This is a genomic window from Desulfosporosinus burensis, assembly GCF_054657535.1.
The window spans coordinates 1-20641 of sequence record NZ_BAAHYN010000030.1 but is presented as its reverse complement, the minus strand read 5'-3'; the positions used below and the strand labels follow the sequence as shown (position 1 = coordinate 20641).

The following is a 20641-nucleotide window of genomic DNA, read 5'->3' as shown; positions in this document are numbered from 1 at the left end:
ATAATTGTGAGGCAGCAACTTTTTTCGAAATGTTGAAAAACAAGGAAGGGGGGTTTTGGGGGCGGAGGTGGTGGGGGGCGGGGCGTTTAAACCCCCTTATAAGGGTGTTAAAAGGACCGACCCCCCAACACGCGTCCGCTTCCAACGCGTGACGACCACTTATTTACGCAACAATTTTCTAGACTTCCAAAAATAATCAAGGCCGGATATCACTGTAAAAAACAAGGCTATGTATAAAAGCGGTTGCCCAATGTGAATCCCGATCAGCGAAAGAGGCCAGTCTTGTAATAAAAGTGCGGAAATTGCCACCACCTGAGTAATGGTTTTAATTTTGCCAAGTTTGCTGGCACTAATCACTACCCTATCCACTGAAGCGACCATACGAAGTCCCGTCACAGCAAACTCTCTAGCCAAGATAGTCCAAGCAATCCAAGCAGTCACCTGCCCCAGTTGAACTAAGGAGATGAGTGCCGCAGATACTAAGAGTTTATCCGCCAATGGATCCATGAATTTACCTAAGTTTGTAACTTGGTTACGCTTTCGAGCAATATAACCATCCAAACCATCCGTCGCTGCAGCTAAAATAAAGATTACAGCAGCGACTATCTCTTGATGGGGGAACAGTGTATATCCTTTTGGTACTTTAAGAAGTAAAACGGTCATAAACACGGGTATCAAAACAATTCGCGCTAGAGTTAAACGATTGGCTAAATTCACGAGACAACCACTCCCATTAAATCGTAGCTATCCGCCTCAAGGATGCGAACTTTGATCATGTCACCCACATGAATCGACGCCTGAACCCCCGTGATATAGACTTGGCCATCGATTTCAGGAGCATCCCCTTCGGTTCGGCCCATCCATCGTCCGTCCGGTAGTTTCTGCTCAAGTAGCACAGTTACAATCCTATCAACCCAACGTTGTTGCCGCTGCCCAGAAATTGATTGTTGTTTCTGCATAACCAGATCTCTGCGTTGCTCACGTATCTCTGGCAAAACCTGATCCTCTCTTTGACCTGCAGGAGTACTTTCCTCTTGAGAATATGAAAACACTCCAAGGCGGTCAAACTGAACACGCTGTATGAAATCAAGCATCGTCTGGAATTCTTGCTCTGTCTCTCCGGGAAAACCCGTGATCATAGTCGTTCGAAGCGTAATGTCAGGCATAGCAGCGCGCATTTTTCCAATCAGTACTTCTGCTTCCTCGATCGTACCTCTTCGATTCATTTCTTTAAGAACCTTATTATTGGTATGTTGCAACGGTAGATCAATATACTTACAGACCTTAGGTTCTTGACGCATGACTTCAATAAGTTCATCTGTAAAACGCTCAGGATAGCAATACATTAAGCGGATCCACTCAATCCCTCCAATCCGAGCCAGCTTGCGAATAAGCTGAGGTAATCGCAGTTCTCCATAAAGATCATGTCCATAGCGCGTCGTATCCTGCGCCATCACCATAATTTCCTTGACCCCTTGAGATGCCATATTCTCAACTTCTCGGATCACGGACTCCTCCGGACGGCTACGGAAATTCCCACGTACAGAGGGAATAACACAATAGGTACAATAGTTATCACAGCCTTCTGCAACTTTAACATAAGCTAGATAATCCGGGGTAGAACGTTTGCGAGGGGTTTTCTCATCATGAAGAAAATCGGGTTTTCCTTGTTTTAAAAGGGATAAGCGCTCCCCTTTAGTCACTTGCACCAACTTAGTGATTTCATCAATATTTCCAGTTCCCAACACACCATCTAATTCGGGAATTTCCAGCATCAATTCAGACCCATATCGTTGAGCCAAGCATCCTGTCACAAATAAAGCTTGACAAGAACCGCGATCCTTGAGACTAGCCATTTCAAAAATCGTTTCAATCGATTCTTCCTTTGCCGATTGTATAAAGGTACACGTATTGACGACTATGATATCCGCCTCTTCAGTATTATCCGTTAAAATATGATTCTCTGCTAGCAATCCTAACATTACTTCGCTGTCCACTTGATTTTTGGGGCAACCTAAAGTAACAACAGCAACTTTCTTCGTCAACGTTACACCTCATATCATTGGTTTACCTTTCTTAGTATAAACCAACACTACCACAAGGTCAAAAAATAAAATATATCTTTCCTAAAATATTACCTCTGCCACGCAGCAGTGAACCATCCTTATTTGTTAAGATCCTGCCTACTCGCTGTCGCAATATAAATCACATTCTCCGCAATGTTCGTGGCATGGTCAGCAAATCGTTCGAGGTAACGGCCTACGAAGATCAGGTACATTCCCTGGTCTAAGTTTTCCGTTTCTTCGGTCATAATCACCAAAAGATCCCGTACGACTTTTTTGTAGAGACGATCAACTTGGTCATCTTGCTCAGCCAGTTCATGGGCAAGTTCCATGTTTTCACTTGCATAGGCTTCTAAACCCTGTCTCATCATTCTCAGTGCCATTTCCGCCATCTGTGGAATGTCAATCAGGGGTTTACAGAGAGGTCCATCAATTCTCCTTACTATTTTTGCGATGTCTATCGCCAAATCGGCCATCCTTTCCAAGTCTGTCGATATTTTCATCGCCGAAATAATTTTACGTAGGTCCTTGGCAACGGGTTGCTGCGTGGCTATCAATAGCACACACAGATCATCTACTTGTCGTTCAAAGTCATTGACCTTTTCATCCTCAGCAATCCAAAAATCCGCTTGTTTTCGGTCTAGGGATAATAAGGTTTCCATGCACCCTTGTAGGATCCTTCCGACTTCTTCACCCATGTCCTTAAGTAACTTTGTCAAACCGAGTTGCCCTTCATTGAGTGACTGACGCATTAATAATTATCCTCCTTCTTTATCCAAAACGGCCTGAAATATAGTCTTCTGTTCGTTTATCATGCGGATTTGTAAAGATATCCGAAGTTGGTCCATGTTCCACAAGCTCTCCGTTCAGGAAAAACGCTGTGGAATCAGCAATTCGAGCGGCCTGTTGCATATTATGCGTGACAATGAGAATGGTGTAATCTACTTTTAATTGCCTAATTAATTCTTCAATATGCATCGTGGCGATTGGGTCTAAAGCAGAAGCAGGCTCATCCATGAGTAGTACTGAAGGTTCCACCGCTAGCGCCCTAGCAATACAAAGACGTTGTTGTTGTCCACCAGACAAGCTCATACCTGAATAATTCAAGCGATCTTTCACTTCATCCCATAAAGCCGCCATACGCAAACTTTTTTCTGCAATAGCTTGCAGTTTTTGTTTATTCGTCATTCCATTAAGTTTCACGCCTGCTACAACATTATCATAAATACTCATAGAAGGAAATGGATTGGGTTTCTGAAATACCATACCTACCATCTTACGCAATGCGACAGGATCTCGTTCATAAATACTTACCCCTTCTAAGATAATTTCACCCTTTACTTTTGTCCCCGGCATAGTCTCATGCATACGGTTTATACAGCGGACAAAGGTAGATTTTCCACACCCCGACGGACCAATGATGGCTGTGACGTTATTTAGTTCAATTTCCATAGTTATGCCTTTAAGAGTTTTATTGGACCCATACCAAGCTTCAAGATCACGAACACTTAAACTCTGACCCATTAGAAAACCACCTCCTAGTTACTCCGCGATCGAAAGGCAAAACGCGCACTCAAATTCAGTATAACCACTAGGGAAATCAAAACGAGTGATCCTGCCCATGCTTGTTGATGCCACTCTTTATAGGGAGACGTTGCATACTGAAAAATTTGAACGGGTAAGGAAGCCATTGGTTCATTCAGGGAACGTGTCCAATACTGATTTCCCAAAGCTGTGAAGAGGAGTGGTGCTGTTTCTCCAGCTACACGGGCCACAGCGAGCATCGCCCCAGTGATAATCCCTTTGGCTGCGGTCGGCAAGATTATTCTCAAAATTGTTTTCCCTTTGGAAATTCCCAACGCATAACCTGCCTCCCTGATCGAATGGGAAACGAGTTTTAACATTTCTTCTGTCGAGCGAATGATCAAAGGAATCATAATAATCGCTAAAGCTAGTCCTCCAGCTAAGGCCGAGAAATTACCCATTTTTAAGACGACTGCTGTATAAACAACAATACCGACAATTATTGAAGGAATTCCCGTTAAAACATCCGTTGCAAAACGAACTCCGACACTTACCCAGCTATGTCGATCATACTCTGTTAGATAGATTGCTGCCAGGATCCCGATCGGGATTCCAATAAGGCTGGCGATTAAAACCATAATTAAGGTTCCCACGATGGCATTCGCCATTCCTCCCCCCGATAAACCCATGGCCTTGGGTAAGTTCAGAAAGAAATTTAAGCTTAACGCTCTAAAACCATGCTCTACAACATAACCAAGAACTCCAAACAACGGAATTAGGGCAATGATCGTCGCTAAAATAAAAACACCCATCATTATCCAATTTATTGACTTACGGAGGGATTTCATACAAGATTACCTCCCTTCGGACCCCTTGCTACAGACCAAATCAGTAATCGAGCAAAAACATTTAGAATTAGGGTTATTCCAAATAGGATAAGTCCTATCTCTACAAGCGCGCTCAAATAAAGATCGTAGGTCGCCTCTGTAAATTCGTTGGCAATCACCGCTGCCATCGAATAAGCGGGAGCAAACAAGGAAGGGAGAATATCGGGGCGATTTCCGATCACCATGGTGACTGCCATAGTTTCGCCCAGCGCACGTCCCAAGCCCAGCATGATCCCACCCATGATTCCTGATTTAGCATAGGGAAGAACTGCCAAGCGAATCATTTCCCACTTCGTAGCCCCCAAGGCCAAGGCTGCTTCTCTTTGCATATTGGGCACCGCCGCCATCACCTCCCTAGAAATCGCTGCAATTGTTGGAAGGATCATTACCGCCAAAATCAGCCCTCCTGCTAACATCCCAAAACCTACTGGGGTGCCTTGAAAGAGGGGGAGAAACCCTAACCATTTGGCCAGTCCTGGTTGAACAGTTTCCCTCAGCCAAGGAGCTAAGACGAATATCCCCCATAATCCGTACACTACACTGGGAATCGCTGCCAACATCTCCACTAAAAAACCAACCACTGTACGAACCTTAGAGATTGCCATCTCATTGAGGAAAATGGCCACACCAAGTCCGATTGGAGCTGCCAAGAGCAAAGCTATGAGCGAGGTCACTATAGTCCCATATATAAAGGGAAGTGCCCCAAATTGTTCCTTTACAGGATCCCAAACACGACCAGTAATGAAACTAAAACCAAACTTTTGAATACTTGGGCGCGCTGCGTGGAACATCTCCCACCCCATCCATATCATGAGAACCACAACACTAATTGCCATCAAGAGCGTCAAAAGTCGCAAGGTTTGATCTCCTATGGACGTTTTGAATTTATTTTTCTTGCTCATATTCAGATCCTTCCGCCTTCTCGTCCAGCTCAAAAATTGCCAAACATGCTATATACTTAACGCAAACGAGTTTTTTCTAGATAACTTCCCTTCAATTCTACTTTAATATCGGCTGTCCTTGAAATGTGACCGATTTAAGCATCACTTCTTCACGGCTTACTAAGCTCGCAGGCAACTTTGGGTAATGCAATTCCTCTGAAAGATTCTGACCGTCATGAATAGCCCAGTTTATAAAGTTTACTAGGGCAGTTCCTTTGTCCTTATCTTTTTGATCCTGATAGATTAATGCCCAAGCGAAACCAGCTATTGGATAGGCGTCATCACCGGGAGCATTGACAATCGACACCCTCATATCTTCCGGAATCGTTGCTGCCGCTGCCGCTACAGATGTTGAATGAAGAGACGGGACGATCCACTTACCTTCCTTGTTTTGCATCGTGGCATAAGATAAATTGTTTTGAACAGCATAAGCTAGCTCTAAATATCCGATCGTACCAGGAGTTTGTTGAATCACTCCTGCCACACCAGCATTTCCTTTTCCTCCTATCCCAACTGGCCAATTCAAGGATGTTCCTTTACCGACCTTACTTGACCACTCTGGGCTGACACTGGTGAGATAGTCTGAAAAAATATACGTTGTCCCACTCCCATCTGAACGACGAGCAACGGTAATTATTGTGTCTGGCAAAGATACACCCGGATTTTCGGTTGCAATCCGCTGATCATTCCAATGGGTGATTTTGCCAAGGAAAATATCCGCAAGTACCGTAGGACCAATTTTGAGATTTTTCGGGACATTGGGAACATTATAGGTGACTGCCACCGCACCTAAGGTTAAAGGGATATGCAGGATTTTCCCACCTTTAGCTGCTTTTTGTTGCTCCTCTGTCATTGGACCATCCGTCGCCCCAAAATCAAGGGTTTGCTCTGAGACTTGTTTAATTCCTGCCCCGCTACCAGTACTTTGATAATTAATTGTGATATTTGAATTGTTCTTTCGATACTCTTCGATTTGTTGATTGAGTAATGGAAAAACAAAAGAGCTTCCAGCACCGGTTAGATTTACCGGCGCAGCCTTCTCTTGACCAGATGGGGTACTCGGGTCTTGCGCTCCGCAACTTACGAGAGTAAACGCTAGCATACCTATTATGACCGCTGTTAGAAATTTAACCATTTTCCTAAACATAAATTTCCTCCTTGTCGGATATTTTTCACCGACCAAAAATAATGGTTCCTTAACATTACCTGATTAACTCTAATCTATCTCTGTGTAAAGTTTGTGTTAAATGGCAACATTTAATGTGTGAAGAATAAAAGGAATTATTTAATCCTTGTCGAACGTCGAATAAGGTCCTAAGAAACTTGAGTGAGGTGTCATATTTGTTAGATAAATCTATAGATCCTGTCGATACGTGTGGTTGTGGTGACACAGGATATTTGACAACCCGTGCAGTGCCCATCGACTTGGCTCACGGAGCCGGGCGGATTGAAAATGTTCCCATTTATCACTGTCGTTCCACAGCCTGCGAAGAATATACGCTACCCACTGTTGTAGCGCGCCGTCTCGAAGAGATCGCGGAACAGATGGAAGAGGTAGAGTCATCTGAAGTGGTCTTCACTTGGGTAAACCAACAAGAGCCCGCGCTCTATTTACCTTCTGAGACCTCCCTCGACCCACTTTCTGAAGCCCAAGTCCAAGCCTTTACCCTACAGTTTGTGAACCGCGAGTATGAAGATGCCCGTGTTGTGCTGGTTGTCCCCGGTCACGCTATCTTTCTAAGAAGTACGCTCGAAGACAATGAATACTACCTGCTTCGTTATGAACCGGAAAGTCGCACGGAGGGTATTCTGTTCTCTTTTCACAAGTTTTACTATGAAAAATTAGAATTTTACTACGACGAATTCCTCGAATGGTCTGAGGATGGAGACCTTAAGGAAATCGGGCAGATTACTATGGATGAAGTTGAGGATGCGCTGAATGATGAATTTGGGGAATTGGCATAGCGGAAACGTGCAAGTCGGGGACGGTTCTTGACTTGCATTGCTCTTATCCGAGGAGGAAATTTCTTAGCCGGTTCGCACATCCTACGCCGGTATGTATTTCTTTTGGGATCGCGGCTTCGGCGATACTCTCCACTGGAGACTATCGTGTTCCATTGCTATTCACTTGTCGCTAAGGCTAAAACTCAAAACCTCTGGGCTTTCTGCAAGTGAACCGTTGAGTTTCTAAACGCCTTATTGACTGCGCTCATTGACGCAATTCTTTTCACATGTCAAATAAAAATCGACCCTAAGTCCGTTATTTGGCTTAGGGTCGATTTTTTCTTAGTTACTTATCTTTTCTTTGCTCCTTGAGGTTTTCTCTTGCCTTTATTGACGTGGTTATCAGAGCCCCTTTTGTATCGTCCCTTTTCTGTTTCTTTTGCCACTTCGCTCTGAGGCCCCTTTTTGCCTGCTGTACCTTTATACGGGGCTTCCGTACTCCGGGCATCCTTGAAGCGCCCTGGTTTACCTGCTCCACCCTTAGACGGGGCTTCCGTACTCCGAGTATCTTTGAAGCGCTCTGGCTTGCCTGCTGTACCTTTATGTGGGGCTTCCGTACTCCGAGTATCTTTGTAGCGCTCTGGCTTGCCTGCTGCACCTTTATACGGGACTTCTGTGCTCCGCGCATCCTTGAAGCGATCTAGTTTGCCTGCTGCACCTTTATATGGGGCTTCTGTGCCCCGGGCATCCTTGTAGCGTTCTGGTTTGCCTACTGCACCTTTATATGGGGCTTCTGTACTCCGGGCATCCTTGTAGCGTTCTGGTTTGCCTGCTGCACCTTTATATGGGGCTTCTGTACTCCGCGCACCCTTAAATCGCCCTGGCTTGCCTGCTGCACCTTTATATGCTTTGCCTGACGTTCCTTTGATCGGCACGTCTTTGTCTTGAACTTCTTTAACCGCACCCGCAGCGTCCTTCTTCTTCATACCTGATCGTCTTACGGGTCCTTTTTTCCTCTTAATTGGACTGCCTAGGCTGCCTAGGCTGTCTGGTTCCTTCTGATCGTCTCGCACAAACCTTCTGGCCCGAATAAGGCATTTGGGCCCATACCCGATAAGATCCTCTCGATGTGCTTGGCGCAAGGCTTCTTCGACTAATTTATGGTTTTTCGGGTTCCGATACTGGATGAGTGCCCTCTGCATCGCTTTTTCATGCAAGCTACGTGGGACATAGACCGATTCCATGGTTTGGGGATTTAAGCCGGTGTAGTACATGCAAGTGGAGAGGGTTCCTGGGGTTGGAATAAAATCCTGAACTTGTTCTGGATTTACACCCATGTCACGGACATATTCAGCCAATTCTATTGCTTCTTTAAGTGTGCTCCCTGGATGAGAAGACATTAGATAAGGGACAAGGTATTGTTCCTTACCTAGCTTTTCGTTCGTTTTCTTAAACTCCTGAACAAAGTCTTCATAGACGGCCTTGCCAGGCTTACCCATGAGACGAAGAACTGTATCGCTGACATGTTCCGGGGCGACTTTTAATTGACCACTGACATGATGCTCACAAAGTTCGCTAATAAACTTTGAATTTCGATCGGCTAACACTGCATCATAGCGGATACCAGACCGTACGAACACCTTTTTTATCCTTGGTAAACTACGAAGACGACGCAAAAGATCTAGGTATTCCGTATGGTCATTTTCCAGTTTCGAGCATGGTTCAGGGAAAAGACACTGTTTATTTGAACAGGCTCCCTTCGTTAATTGTTTTTGACACGCCGGACGTCGAAAGTTCGCTGTCGGCCCCCCTACATCGTGAATATATCCTTTAAAACGAGAATTCCAGGTCATTTGCTCAGCTTCCCGAATAATCGATTCTGAGCTTCGACTTTGGATGATCCGCCCTTGATGAAAGGTTAAAGCACAAAAAGCGCATGCTCCAAAACATCCCCTGGCACTCGTAAGACTAAATTCCACCTCTTCAATGGCCGGAACTCCCCCAAGTTCTTCGTACGACGGATGATATGTCCCCATAAAAGGTAGTGCATAGATAGCATCCATCTCTGCTTGAGTCAAGGGAAGCGAGGGTTGGTTTTGTAGTACGCTTTTGCGCCCATGGGATTGAAACATTGATTTCCCCTGGAACGGGTCCTGCTGGTTATACTGCACCCAAAAAGCCTCGGCATATTTTTTCTTATCCGAAGTCGAAGTAACATCATCAAAGCTTGGCAGAACTAGAGTACCTCGAGGTACTACATCCCCCGTCAAAGGCACCATAGTTCCTCTAACATCCGTAATCTGATCAATCGGTATCCCATTTTTTAAACGCTTGGCAACTTCAACGATGGTTGTCTCCCCCATCCCAAAGACAAGCAAATCCGCTTGGCTATCCAAAAGGATGGAGCGTCGAACATCATTACTCCAATAATCATAGTGGGCAAATCGTCTCAACGAAGCTTCGATCCCCCCGATTATCACTGGGACACCTGGAAGTGCTTCTCGAACCCGATTAGAATAAGTGATGGTGGCTCGGTCTGGGCGAAGTCCCGATTTTCCACCAGGAGAATAAGCATCTTTGTGCCGTTTCTTTTTAGCCGCCGTATAATGATTAACCATGGAGTCGAGATTCCCTCCAGAGATTAAACAACCCAGGCGGGGTGTTCCCATTACGCGAAAACCATTAAGATCCTTCCAATCAGGCTGAGCCAAGATTCCCACGCGAAAATCATGCTTTTCTAGGACACGAGCAATGATCGCAATTCCAAAGCTTGGATGATCCACATAGGCGTCGCCAGTAATGAGGAGAAAATCTAGTTCATCCCAGCCAACCGCCTCCATATCGGCTCGATTCATAGGTAAAAAACTTCGTGTACGCATTAGTCTCACCTTTCTAGTTTAAAGACGCTTATCATCTGACCTTAACTTTGATAAACATTACTATTTTTCGCAACCATAAAAATACTCTCGCAACCAATGCGAGAGCCTAGTTTGGGCTTTTGCAATTCCTACTAAAAGTCTGGCAAACCAACCATCATGAATGGTATCCTGTCAGTTTTTTAGTCATTGTAGCTAGAGTTTAACTAGTTTGGCATAGGAAGTCGTTAGATTAATGAATCATCATGGAATAATAGGTTTAGCTTGCAAGGTATTGCGAATAATATTCACGTCTACGCGTCGATTTTTTGCCCGCCCCTCGCCCGTTTCATTAGTATCAATCGGTTGAAATTCACCATATCCAATGGAACGAAATCGAGCTTGGTCAATCTTATCCGACTGCAACAAATACTTCATGAAGTTTAAGGACCGTCTTGAGCTTAAATCCCAGTTGGATTCAAATTCATAATTTTTAATAGGGATATTATCAGTATGCCCCGCTACCTCTACTTTGTAACCAGGATACATGCTTAACATTTCCGAAATGACCGCAGCAAGTTTCTGAGCCTCTGGCTTTACCACTGCCCTTCCTGAGTCGAATAATGCATAATCCTGAATCGTAATTTTCAGCATATCGTTGTTGACATAGGTCTGAAGTTGTAGGGTCAGTCCATTTTCAACAATGAATACATCAAGCTTTTTCTTGATTGCTTCCATGTCCTGTTTTTCTTTATTTATCAGGTCCTTAAGCTTTTGGTTTTGGCCTTGCTCATTTTCCTCCAATTTCTTCAGATCATTGGCAGAAACGTCATCTATAGATATAGTATTGGATTGTTCAAAAACACTTACGCCTCCGTTAAAGGCACTGCTCAAGCCTTGCATAACCTGGGCATATTTTTTTTCATCTACCTGACTAGAGGCAAACAAAATAATAAATAATGCCAATAATAACGTCAGCAAGTCAGCATAAGGAATCAACCATGTTTCATCGATATGTTCCTCATGATGCTCTTTTTTATGTTTTTTCAAGACTTTTTTCCTCCATAGCTTTACGTTCAGTAGAAGAGAGGAATACGGCAAGCCTTTGGTTAATCGACAATACAGGCTCGCCCGCTTGAATCGCTAAAAGGCCTTCTGCCATCATCATCTTAACATGTGTCTCTTTTTTAGATTTTTGTTTTAATTTATTGGCCATGGGATGCCATAAGACATAACCCGTAAAGATCCCCAGCAACGTTGCGACGAAAGCAGCGGAAATCAAATGTCCTAAGGCTTCAATCTCGTTTAGATTGCCCAAAGCTGCAATCAACCCGACAACTGCCCCTAGTACCCCCAAGGTCGGTGCATAAGTTCCTGCTTGAGTAAAGATGAGCGCACCTTGTCTATGACGTTCCTCCATTGCAGAAATATTTTCCATGAGCACGTCACGAATAAACTCCGGGTCATTCCCGTCAATGACCATACGCATTCCGTTTCTTAGAAATTCATCCTCAATCTCCTCAGCTTTACTTTCAAGGGATAGCAAACCCTCGCGACGACTAACTGTTGCCCATTCCCCAATCTGTTGAATCAGTTCACTTTTAGAGACCAATGCTTGAGAAGTAAACATGATCTTAAAGAGCTTTGGTACTACCTTTAAGTCCTCCATTGGAAAACCGATAAATATACATGCTACAGTACCCCCAAAGATAATTAGTATTGCTGCAGGGTTCGCTAAGGATACCAGACTAGCGCCTTTCAAAACCATTCCCAACCCGACCGCAACGACCGCAAGTATCAAACCAATATAGGTTGACTTTTCCATACTTAATTGTCCTTTCTACGTAGCGAGTAATTTAGTAACTATTCTATATTGGTTCGACATTTTCCTGCAAATTTATGTATACTAACTGAGAATATAAACTAGCCAAGATTAACCATGATTCTCCTTGCTCTGTAGACGAGCTGTCAACGTCTAAAAATGATAGCTTATAGTGATAGAATCTTATTTCATAAAAATGCTTGGCAAATTTGCCAAGCATTTTTATAGAAATTTTTTTGGTATTCATCCTCGAGGGAGAAAAATTTTGCCCTATCGGAAGTTGATAAACTGCAGTTCAATTCCAAAGTCTTCTTTACGTAATAAGGCAATAGCTGCTTGAAGATCATCTTTATTCTTGCCTGACACTCGTATCTCTTCACCTTGAATTGAGCTTACCACTTTAAGTTTACTATCTTTTAAGACCTTGTTGATTAACTTTGATTTCTCTTGGGCAATCCCTTGAACCAATTTGACTTCTTGCCGAACTGTATCACCAGCAGCTGTTTGAGCCTTCCCATATTCCAAGGCTCTCAAGGAAACCCCTCGCTTGACAAGTTTACCCTCGAGAATGTCAACTACATTACTCAACTTAAAATCGTCGTCAGAAACCAAAATAATCTTTTCACCCTCAAGCTTAATAGACGATTTACTGTTTTTAAAATCGAACCGCTGTGCCAACTCTTTTTGGGCCTGTAGGATTGCATTCGTTACCTCAGGGATATCTACCTTGGAAACGAGATCAAATGAAGAATCTTTTGCCAAAATCTAACGCCCCTTTATAGCTATTCATTACAACTGATTTAACATATCTTTAGTTAATACGACATTACGTCGGACTTCTCCTGCCTTCCCTAAAATTGGTAAGGCTCTACCATTTAAAGTAACCGTCAGACCCCCGGCATTTCCAATCGAGACCAGTTCAATTTTCTCTGTCCCTTTGACCTCTTTACTGGTTCCCGCTGCAAATGTTCCCTGAAACGGCGCCTGACCGTCAATTCTAACCTCAATCCAACAGGGTTGAGTGAAAACTAACTGAGCCGTCAAGCCATCCTGTGTATTGGGCGGGATAGTTTGAAGTGACGACTCTGACGCATTTGAAGGCGGCGATGTCGTTGCAGTATCTGTCTTCGGCGCACTGATTAAAGGAGGAGCTGTATAAGGAGTATCCGGAATTGCATTCTCTGGTGAATAAAAACCCTTGGCTGCGTATGCAATCAGCATTAAAACAGCTACACCCCCGATAATCGCTGGTCTAACCCACAGCGGACGGGACTTTGGCGATACTTGGAGTGTTTTTAGAACAGGTGGAGCACTTGCAACATCAGGCGTCAGAGCAGCACTGTACAGGGCAATAATTTCATCAGAGTTTAGCCCAAGTTGTTTTGCATAAGTACGCAAATATCCCTTTGCATATGTTGGGCCAGGGAGTATCCCATAATTCTCCTCCTCAAGAGCCTGGATATAGCGAACACGGATCTTCGTGATTTCCTCGGTGTCGGTGAAGCTCCATTCTTTATTTTCCCGAGCGGTCCGAAGCATTTGCCCTTCTCCTGCCATAGTAATACCCCCTATTCTCTGATCAGCTCATATCGAACGCCGAAAAACTCGTCGCGATATCTTCCATACAAATTACATCGTCTTCATGATGGCGAATTTCAATGATGAAATCAAACTCAACTTCTAAGCGTCCATCTCGATTAAAGACGTCGGGATGTTCAATAACTTTGAGAGTTGGCATTAGTAACGTTTTTTCTAATAAAGACCAATGGGCATCGTTTCCTCGCGTGGTACTAGTAATTCCGTCAATTAGAAAAATACTATTCTCGGACTCATCTAGTAATAACTCAGTCCGTATAGCTTGACGGATAAGGGTTGAGGACAATAAGATCCAGTGTTTATTGGCATACACACAGGCGGCAATAGCTGCTTCAGTCTTACCCACTCGAGGCATTCCTCGAATCCCAATGATGCGATTTCCGCCTTCAAGCAAAGTATCCCCCAAAAAATCAACCAGCACACCTAGTTCCTCACGAACAAATCGATAAGTTGGTGGATTAACCTCGGCCATGTCCAAACGCTTGCCATGTCGTAGCGCTATTCGATCTAATAGAGTAGGACTACGAAATGCAGTGACTTTAATAGAATCAACCGCTAAGAGAGCCTCCAATAATGCTTTAACTTTCCCCTCTGATAGGGTCTCCAAGAGAAGACCGCGTCGGCTCTGGCCAATCCCCGTAACCGATAAAATATTGAGACCCAGCATTCCAATCAGTGTCGTCACAGCGCCGAGTAAACCAGGCTTATTTTGCTGAATATCGTATTCCAAGTAAAGGAGATTCTCTACCTGGTTGGGCCACCTTCTCATCAAGATAGCACTCCAACTCCCTTAACGCCTTCACAGGATCTTGATGGTTAATATAAAACGCATACTCTGAGCTAGGTTCATTTGGGTAAGCATAAAGCTTATCATAATAATCCACCAGTAGACGCTCTGTAAACAAATCCAGACGGTTGGTTTCCAATAGAGTCCGTAATTCTTGTACTTTGACATGCCCCAACGTTTTGATCAATCTTTCTAAGGCGATTCCAATCTCCTGAAGTGCATCAGGAACAGAGGTATACTCCTGTAAGAGGCGTTGAACTCTATTTACCAAGGAGTCATATTGAAGTATTTGAATTCCCTCTTGCATCGCTGTAAAGAAAATGGCTGGCAAGGTAACCCTTCCAATTCGCTTACTCTCACATTCTACAATAATATAAGGAAACTCCTTTAATAATTCAAGTTCCTCGTACAATAATCCTTCAAACTTTTTTTGAGAGGGTGGATTTCCTAAACCCATGGCACCAAAAACGGACCCTCTATTATTGGCAAGTCCCTCAAGGTCAATCGCGGGATATCCATCCGCTCGTAAATGATCTAATAGTTCAGTTTTTCCCACTCCAGTATTTCCGCGCAACACCACAACCTTAAAGGGCAGCTTAGTTTCGAAAAAATCAACGACTTGGGCACGATAGGCCTTATATCCCCCTTGTATACGGTAAACCGGGATCCCCATCAAATCAACAACCGTAGCCAGAGACTTGCTTCTCATCCCGCCTCTCCAACAGAAAAGGACAAGCGGACCACGTTTCGCAAATTCCCCCACCCTCTTGACTAAGTCTGGAAGTTTTGGGCTGATAATATTTAAGCCTTGTTCACGAGCCAAACTGGGGGAAGACTGTGTGTAAGTTGTACCCAACTTAGCCCGTTCTTCGTTATTAAAAAGAGGAAGACTTACAGCACCCGGGATGGTCGCTTCAGCAAATTCCCCCTCAGAGCGTACATCGACAAGTATTGCTTGCTCTAATGTCTTTAATTCTTGTACAGTAATCTCCTTAATCATCCTTAATTCCTTCCAACTCGACTATATACTATCTATCTTATCATAAATCTTATACAAACATTATGCAACTAGTGTGCAATTTCATCAACCCATTGGCCAAATTTTAATTCAAACTGCCCCCTCGTCATTAACACTTCACGAGGTTTAGAGCCTTCGTATCCCCCGACAACCCCTTTCTCTTCTAGGAAATCCATCAACCGAGCTGCTCGCGTGTAGCCTATACGCAAGCGGCGTTGTAACATAGAGACCGAGGCCGTTCCGCTTTCTATAAAAATCTGAGCTGCTTGATAAAAAAATTCATCTTCCATCTCTTCTTTTTTCGTCGTCCCAAGATCCATGTTGGGAATTTCTTGATACTCTGGCTTCGCCTGGTTCTGCAGGAATCCAACCACATTTTCTACTTCTTTATCCCCCAAGTAACACCCCTGCACGCGCAATGGCTTACTCATACCCATTGGATAATAGAGCATATCTCCACGACCTAAAAGTTTCTCTGCCCCATTCATATCTAAAATAGTCCTCGAGTCTGTTTGCGACGAAACGGCAAAGGCAATCCGGGAGGGAATATTGGCTTTGATGATACCCGTAATGACGTCAACCGACGGACGCTGGGTCGCAACAATTAGATGAATTCCTGCCGCACGAGCCATTTGAGCCAAGCGGCAAATCGCATCTTCAACATCTCCAGGCGCCACCATCATCAAATCAGCCAACTCGTCAATGATCACCACTACATAAGGGAGCGGTGGATGCTCATCCTTTTTGTCCTGGGTACGAAGAAAATTATATCGTACAATATCTCTCACACCAGCTGCAGCAAATAATTCATAACGGGTCTCCATTTCCGTCACAATCCATTTTAAAGCACCCGCGGCCTTCCGAGGATCTGTGACCACCGGTGCAATGAGATGAGGAATTCCATTATAGTTCGCGAGTTCAACCATTTTAGGATCTACCAACAAAAACTTCACTTCATCTGGACGAGCGTTAAACAAGATACTATGAATCAAGGTGTTAATACAGACGGATTTTCCAGAACCCGTGGCTCCTGCTATAAGTAGATGGGGCATTTTTGTTAGATCGGCAATGACCGGAGTCCCCGTAATATCCTTGCCCAAACATAAGGCCAACTTACTCGCTGTTCCTTGATATTCCGTCGTTTCTAAGACCTCTCGGAAATGAACCATCGCGATTTCTTTATTGGGTACCTCAATGCCAACTACTGATTTTCCGGGAATAGGCGCCTCAATACGTACATCTGCCGACGCTAAGCTTAAAGCAATATCATCCGCTAGATTCGTTATCTTACTCACTTTCACGCCTGGCGCAGGTTGTGCTTCATAACGTGTAATAGCAGGTCCCTGCGTGACTTGAGTTACCTTGATCTTTACTCCAAAACTACCCAAGGTTTCTTCCAGAATCTTGACATTATCCGCTAAATCCTTATTCAGTCTAGGATTTTTGATTTTTAAAGATTTGTTTAATAACGAGACTTGGGGAAGCTGAAAATTTCCGTCTTCTCGAGTCTGACGAGAAATAGGAGTACTAGTCACTTTTCCAGGTGGTATAATCGTATTTTCTAGCTTTCCAGCGGCCATCTTTTCAAAGCCTAACTGTCCTTTGGCTGGAACGTTAGTAAGGTAAGGAGGCTCATTAGGATCTTCTAAGGTTTTAATGACTAATGGTCGTTCCGCTAAATCAGGGTCAAGCGCCTGTGAACTCCGTTTTAAAGGAGTACTCTTTTTCGTATGCAGTTTTGTTTCTACGTTACTCCCCTCCTGAGATTCCAATCTCTCTTTAAGGGTTTCCTCGTCCTCAGAGTTTTTCAGAACGTCAATAAAATCCCCCATTTGGTGTTTAATCCATATTCCAGATTCTTTGCTGACCTGACCTACTCCTTGTACTCCTTGAACTAGCGAACGATTAGTAATCAGCAGAGCGCCCATTAGCGCTGCCATCACTAACACAACATAACTTCCTAAAACGCCAATCGTAGTTTTTAACACAATTGCAATTCCTGCACCAACAAGTCCGCCGCCATGGCCAAGTAGACCTTCATCCAGCATGTCCGCCTTAGAGAATCCCTCAATTCCTGGTAACTGCAGGTGCAAAATCCCGACAAAAACAAGCCAAAGAAGAATTACTCCTGCGGCCTTTGATCCCAGACGGGGCGTTTGCTTATTCATAAAGGCAATACCCCATGCCCCTACCATGAGGGGAATGCAAACTCGTCCCCCTCCAGCTAAAACAGTAAGAACCTGTTTAATTTGCCCACCAACCACTCCGCTCCTGTCAGAATAAAGCGCGACCAGTCCCAAGCAAGCCATTCCGACAACGAAAACTCCCATGACTTCATTGCGTATTGTCTCTTTCAAGGTACTTACTCTCATGTTCACCCTAGTATTCACGGTGCGGCGTCTTTTAGCCTTCGCCACAGAACAGTCCTCCAAACGTTCATTATTTTTAGGTCCCTAACAGTAGGCCTACCTAGTAGTCCTCACCTTATATAAATTCCACACGAGTACGCGTTTTCCTGTTTGTTCCCGAAATATAAAAGGAAACCTGGCTTGTGCCCAGCCTTAGTTTCACCTATGCTTTCAGTAAGTATATAAGGAATACTTTCTGACTAGTACATAAAAAAAGCAGCTTTCGCCGCTTTTCTTGCCAATTCACTCTATACATCTGATTTCGATGGAATTAACTTATTCAGTTCTTCAAAGGCTTCTTTAACGCCCCCAACTGCTTGAATTAGTCCCGCTTCCACGGCTTCCTGACCAATCAGGATGGTTCCAATATCTTGAGCTAATTCCCCTGTTGTAAACATCAACTGTTCAAGTTTTTTAGGATTGATTTTGGAATGAGAATATATAAATTGATTAATGCGTTCTTGCATCTTCCGTAAATAATCAAACTGTTGGTGCCCATTAATCACTAAACCAGTATAGCGGATCGGATGAATCGTCATCGTCCCAGTAGGTGCAATTAGACTTTTCGTACAACTGACTGCGATAGGTATACCAATACTATGTCCCCCACCTAAAACTAATGAAACAGATGGTTTGCTTAAACTACAGAGCATTTCAGCGATCGCTAACCCAGCTTCCACATCTCCACCTGCAGTATTTAATATCACGAGAATCCCTTCAGTTTTTGGGTTTTGTTCAACTGCTAAAAGCTGTGGGATGATATGCTCGTATTTGGTCGTTTTAGATTGGGCAGGTAAGATCTGATGACCTTCTATTTGCCCAATGATCGGTAAACAATAGATCCGTTCTGTCACATCCGGGATTTGAATCTGTCCTAATTCCTTTAGATTTGATAAAGGAATATTCTTACTTTCTTCAGGTGAAGCTGTTTCATTCGAAAGCACTCGTGGACCCCCCTTCTCCAAGTCAAGAACTCCATCTCGCTATCCGCTACCTGGTAGTATTAAAAGGCAAGGCAATTGGATATTATGAGAGGTTCCTTTTATTATGGTGGTTTATTTCTAAAACTATACGTTTCAGTCATGACCATGCAATCTTGTCGGCATCGTCTAAGAAGTCATAATAACGCAAAAGCACCAACCAAACCTGGTGGTGCTTTTATTACCGGTACAATCCTATAAGGGATGGTTAACTAGTTTTACATAAGGGCTGTACTTTCTACTTCAGAAGGGCAATCTGAGTAAATAGGTTGGACCGTATTTGTTTGCTTAGTTTGAGTAGTTTTTGTAGTCGTAGTTTGTGGTGTAGCTTTATTTTGAGTATTTGCATACATTGACGGTTCTGAAAAGGTAACTAACGCTTGAGCTGTGGCAATTCCATATAAAAGATTGTTGAATAACTCTGCGTAGTGTGTCATCGTCAAGTGTGGTTTAATATTAAATACATTAAACCTTCGACCAAACCCATAGATAAATTCCCATGTTACTGCACCAAAGAACGCCCCCTTTATGAGCGCCTTATCTTTTCCAGTCTTTTTTAGAAGTATATTTAAAGGGTATGCTAGTGCGGCTCCAGTGATAAGATGTGTTATTTGACCTAGCCAGAAGTTTTTACGCTGATTCGTTCTAAAAGGGCGAACATAAATTGAACCAGCGATATGTCCATACAGAGCCTCCGTCTTTCTGGCTCTCCAAAATATTAAGTTTATAGCATCCATGGCTAAGGTTCCTAAAATGCCTGAAAATAAACTGACTGTAACAGAATCTTTCATTCTCAAAGCTCTTTGTATGGTTTTCAAAAAACCTAATACGCGATTCAATTCTTCCATCATATATAGCCTCCCAATTTGTTTTACGTTTCCTTCAGTTATATTTTATAATGTGTTAAACAAGTAATAATAAACGAGGAAAATTTAGCTAATATTGATTTGCAATTCCAAACTTGCCAATATAATTAAAAAAACACCTTACGGTGTCATAAAATTAAGGATTTTATTTCCATTATCCTTATTGATTCCTAGGTTATTTTGGAGGTTTTTGCAGTTGATAAGAATATTTAAAGCTTAAAATTTTAGCATATTTCGATAAACTTCTAAACCCTCAATTACCTCATCTAGTGGTAAATTTCCTTCCTCTAGCTCTATGAGACTCTTACCCTTCAGCCGTTCGTAAAAAGCAAAACCTTCGTCGGTAATTTGAGCTTGATTGTATATCTTTATCATTTTGAAGAGAACATCTTCTGCCTTATCGTATTGCCCAGTAAATTCATAATACCGAAAGAGTAACTGACTACTTTCCTTAGGTATATTATACTGTTTAATGAGATTGATGATTTCATTAATTATTTGATTTCTGTTTTGTACATTTAAGCGTTTATTTAGAGTTACCTCAACAAAGATATTGAAACTTTTCAAATACAATTCAAGCCCTCGATCTGAATCATCTTTAGAGGCATCCCCTTTCAGCATCAAAATTTCGGCAAGAGCAAAACACTTTTCTGTATTAATTTCTTTACCACCACTAATAATATTGATCAAATCTTGATGGGAGAGTTTGAGTAATGTATCCTCACTCATTCCAGATAAATCATAGAGAGCTTCATTGACCAGTAGGTGATATTCTTCAATTTGAGTCTTAGATTTTGATCCAATAATTGCAGCGAACGCTATCGATAACTGCTCGATCATTCTCATAATATAGTCTTTTTGAAACATAAAACATAAAACCTCCAAAACTCTTTTCGCAGTATATAACTCTTAAGTAAGCAAGGGCGTTACCGCCCGTGCTCCTCAACAGA

The 20641-nt window shown here is 43.2% G+C and carries 18 protein-coding genes and 1 pseudogene; 1 reads left to right on the top strand and 18 read right to left on the bottom strand.

Annotated features, from left to right (window positions below):
* Positions 1–159: 159 nt before the first annotated feature.
* From pgsA to pstS, 7 genes are all read right to left on the bottom strand, one after another.
* Positions 160–717: a CDP-diacylglycerol--glycerol-3-phosphate 3-phosphatidyltransferase gene (gene pgsA, locus ACYQ3Q_RS27975; RefSeq protein ID WP_459931678.1), complete on the bottom strand. Its 558-nt coding sequence runs from the start codon at positions 715–717 to the stop codon at positions 160–162.
* On the bottom strand, positions 714–2045 hold the full coding sequence (rimO, locus tag ACYQ3Q_RS27970; protein WP_459931677.1) for a 30S ribosomal protein S12 methylthiotransferase RimO: 1332 nt from the start codon (positions 2043–2045) through the stop codon (positions 714–716). Before rimO ends, pgsA begins: the two co-directional genes overlap by 4 nt.
* A gap of 119 nt (positions 2046–2164) precedes the next feature.
* On the bottom strand, positions 2165–2815 hold the full coding sequence (gene phoU, locus ACYQ3Q_RS27965; protein ID WP_459931676.1) for a phosphate signaling complex protein PhoU: 651 nt from the start codon (positions 2813–2815) through the stop codon (positions 2165–2167).
* Positions 2816–2834: 19 nt separating this feature from the next.
* On the bottom strand, positions 2835–3587 hold the full coding sequence (gene pstB / locus ACYQ3Q_RS27960; protein WP_459931675.1) for a phosphate ABC transporter ATP-binding protein PstB: 753 nt from the start codon (positions 3585–3587) through the stop codon (positions 2835–2837).
* 14 nt (positions 3588–3601) lie between these two features.
* Positions 3602–4435 (bottom strand): phosphate ABC transporter permease PstA, encoded by an 834-nt coding sequence (gene pstA / locus ACYQ3Q_RS27955; RefSeq protein ID WP_459931674.1) that lies wholly within the window; start codon positions 4433–4435, stop codon positions 3602–3604.
* A complete protein-coding gene (gene pstC, locus ACYQ3Q_RS27950; protein WP_459931673.1) occupies positions 4432–5376 on the bottom strand; it encodes a phosphate ABC transporter permease subunit PstC in 945 nt (314 codons plus the stop codon). Before pstC ends, pstA begins: the two co-directional genes overlap by 4 nt.
* Positions 5377–5473: 97 nt before the next feature.
* The gene (gene pstS / locus ACYQ3Q_RS27945) at positions 5474–6562 is read right to left on the bottom strand and encodes a phosphate ABC transporter substrate-binding protein PstS (protein ID WP_459931672.1); all 1089 of its coding nucleotides are present in this window, start codon (positions 6560–6562) and stop codon (positions 5474–5476) included.
* 194 nt (positions 6563–6756) lie between these two features.
* On the opposite strand from pstS, the gene ACYQ3Q_RS27940 reads away from it, so the two are divergent.
* The gene (locus ACYQ3Q_RS27940) at positions 6757–7380 is read left to right on the top strand and encodes a hypothetical protein (protein WP_459931671.1); all 624 of its coding nucleotides are present in this window, start codon (positions 6757–6759) and stop codon (positions 7378–7380) included.
* Between the two features lie 947 nt (positions 7381–8327).
* On the opposite strand, the pseudogene ACYQ3Q_RS27935 reads toward ACYQ3Q_RS27940, so the two are convergent.
* The 11 genes and pseudogenes from ACYQ3Q_RS27935 to ACYQ3Q_RS27885 form a co-directional block, all read right to left on the bottom strand.
* Positions 8328–10238, bottom strand: a pseudogene (locus tag ACYQ3Q_RS27935) (YgiQ family radical SAM protein); the annotation flags it as partial.
* A 240-nt stretch (positions 10239–10478) separates the two neighbouring features.
* Complete coding sequence (locus ACYQ3Q_RS27930) at positions 10479–11264, bottom strand: flagellar motor protein MotB (protein WP_459931670.1); 786 nt, start codon at positions 11262–11264, stop codon at positions 10479–10481.
* Positions 11251–12039 (bottom strand): flagellar motor stator protein MotA, encoded by a 789-nt coding sequence (gene motA / locus ACYQ3Q_RS27925; RefSeq protein WP_459931669.1) that lies wholly within the window; start codon positions 12037–12039, stop codon positions 11251–11253. Before motA ends, ACYQ3Q_RS27930 begins: the two co-directional genes overlap by 14 nt.
* Before the next feature lie 267 nt (positions 12040–12306).
* Positions 12307–12798: a YajQ family cyclic di-GMP-binding protein gene (locus tag ACYQ3Q_RS27920; protein ID WP_459931668.1), complete on the bottom strand. Its 492-nt coding sequence runs from the start codon at positions 12796–12798 to the stop codon at positions 12307–12309.
* A gap of 27 nt (positions 12799–12825) precedes the next feature.
* A complete protein-coding gene (locus tag ACYQ3Q_RS27915) occupies positions 12826–13593 on the bottom strand; it encodes a helix-turn-helix domain-containing protein (RefSeq protein ID WP_459931667.1) in 768 nt (255 codons plus the stop codon).
* 22 nt (positions 13594–13615) lie between these two features.
* Positions 13616–14401 (bottom strand): DUF3388 domain-containing protein, encoded by a 786-nt coding sequence (locus tag ACYQ3Q_RS27910; protein WP_459931666.1) that lies wholly within the window; start codon positions 14399–14401, stop codon positions 13616–13618.
* Positions 14337–15419 carry a tRNA 2-selenouridine(34) synthase MnmH gene (gene mnmH / locus ACYQ3Q_RS27905; protein WP_459931665.1) on the bottom strand — a complete coding sequence of 361 codons (1083 nt, stop codon included), beginning with the start codon at positions 15417–15419 and terminating at the stop codon, positions 14337–14339. The genes ACYQ3Q_RS27910 and mnmH overlap by 65 nt, the downstream gene beginning before the upstream one ends.
* Positions 15420–15487: 68 nt before the next feature.
* Positions 15488–17854: a DNA translocase FtsK gene (locus ACYQ3Q_RS27900; RefSeq protein ID WP_459931664.1), complete on the bottom strand. Its 2367-nt coding sequence runs from the start codon at positions 17852–17854 to the stop codon at positions 15488–15490.
* Between the two features lie 239 nt (positions 17855–18093).
* The gene (locus tag ACYQ3Q_RS27895) at positions 18094–18789 is read right to left on the bottom strand and encodes a ClpP family protease (RefSeq protein ID WP_459931663.1); all 696 of its coding nucleotides are present in this window, start codon (positions 18787–18789) and stop codon (positions 18094–18096) included.
* 254 nt (positions 18790–19043) lie between these two features.
* The gene (locus ACYQ3Q_RS27890) at positions 19044–19676 is read right to left on the bottom strand and encodes a hypothetical protein (RefSeq protein ID WP_459931662.1); all 633 of its coding nucleotides are present in this window, start codon (positions 19674–19676) and stop codon (positions 19044–19046) included.
* A 231-nt stretch (positions 19677–19907) separates the two neighbouring features.
* On the bottom strand, positions 19908–20558 hold the full coding sequence (locus tag ACYQ3Q_RS27885) for a DUF6483 family protein (RefSeq protein WP_459931661.1): 651 nt from the start codon (positions 20556–20558) through the stop codon (positions 19908–19910).
* Between the last annotated feature and the right edge of the window lie 83 nt (positions 20559–20641).

Excerpts from the sequence above, each read along its gene's own strand:
- phoU (WP_459931676.1), bottom strand. The coding sequence starts at position 2,815 with ATGCGTCAGTCACTCAATGAAGGGCAACTCGGTTTGACAAAGTTACTT.
- pstB (WP_459931675.1), bottom strand. The coding sequence starts at position 3,587 with ATGGGTCAGAGTTTAAGTGTTCGTGATCTTGAAGCTTGGTATGGGTCC.
- pstA (WP_459931674.1), bottom strand. The coding sequence starts at position 4,435 with ATGAAATCCCTCCGTAAGTCAATAAATTGGATAATGATGGGTGTTTTT.
- pstC (WP_459931673.1), bottom strand. The coding sequence starts at position 5,376 with ATGAGCAAGAAAAATAAATTCAAAACGTCCATAGGAGATCAAACCTTG.
- pstS (WP_459931672.1), bottom strand. The coding sequence starts at position 6,562 with ATGTTTAGGAAAATGGTTAAATTTCTAACAGCGGTCATAATAGGTATG.
- motA (WP_459931669.1), bottom strand. The coding sequence starts at position 12,039 with ATGGAAAAGTCAACCTATATTGGTTTGATACTTGCGGTCGTTGCGGTC.
- ACYQ3Q_RS27915 (WP_459931667.1), bottom strand. The coding sequence starts at position 13,593 with ATGGCAGGAGAAGGGCAAATGCTTCGGACCGCTCGGGAAAATAAAGAA.
- ACYQ3Q_RS27910 (WP_459931666.1), bottom strand. The coding sequence starts at position 14,401 with ATGAGAAGGTGGCCCAACCAGGTAGAGAATCTCCTTTACTTGGAATAC.
- mnmH (WP_459931665.1), bottom strand. The coding sequence starts at position 15,419 with ATGATTAAGGAGATTACTGTACAAGAATTAAAGACATTAGAGCAAGCA.
- ACYQ3Q_RS27890 (WP_459931662.1), bottom strand. The coding sequence starts at position 19,676 with ATGATGGAAGAATTGAATCGCGTATTAGGTTTTTTGAAAACCATACAA.
- ACYQ3Q_RS27885 (WP_459931661.1), bottom strand. The coding sequence starts at position 20,558 with ATGTTTCAAAAAGACTATATTATGAGAATGATCGAGCAGTTATCGATA.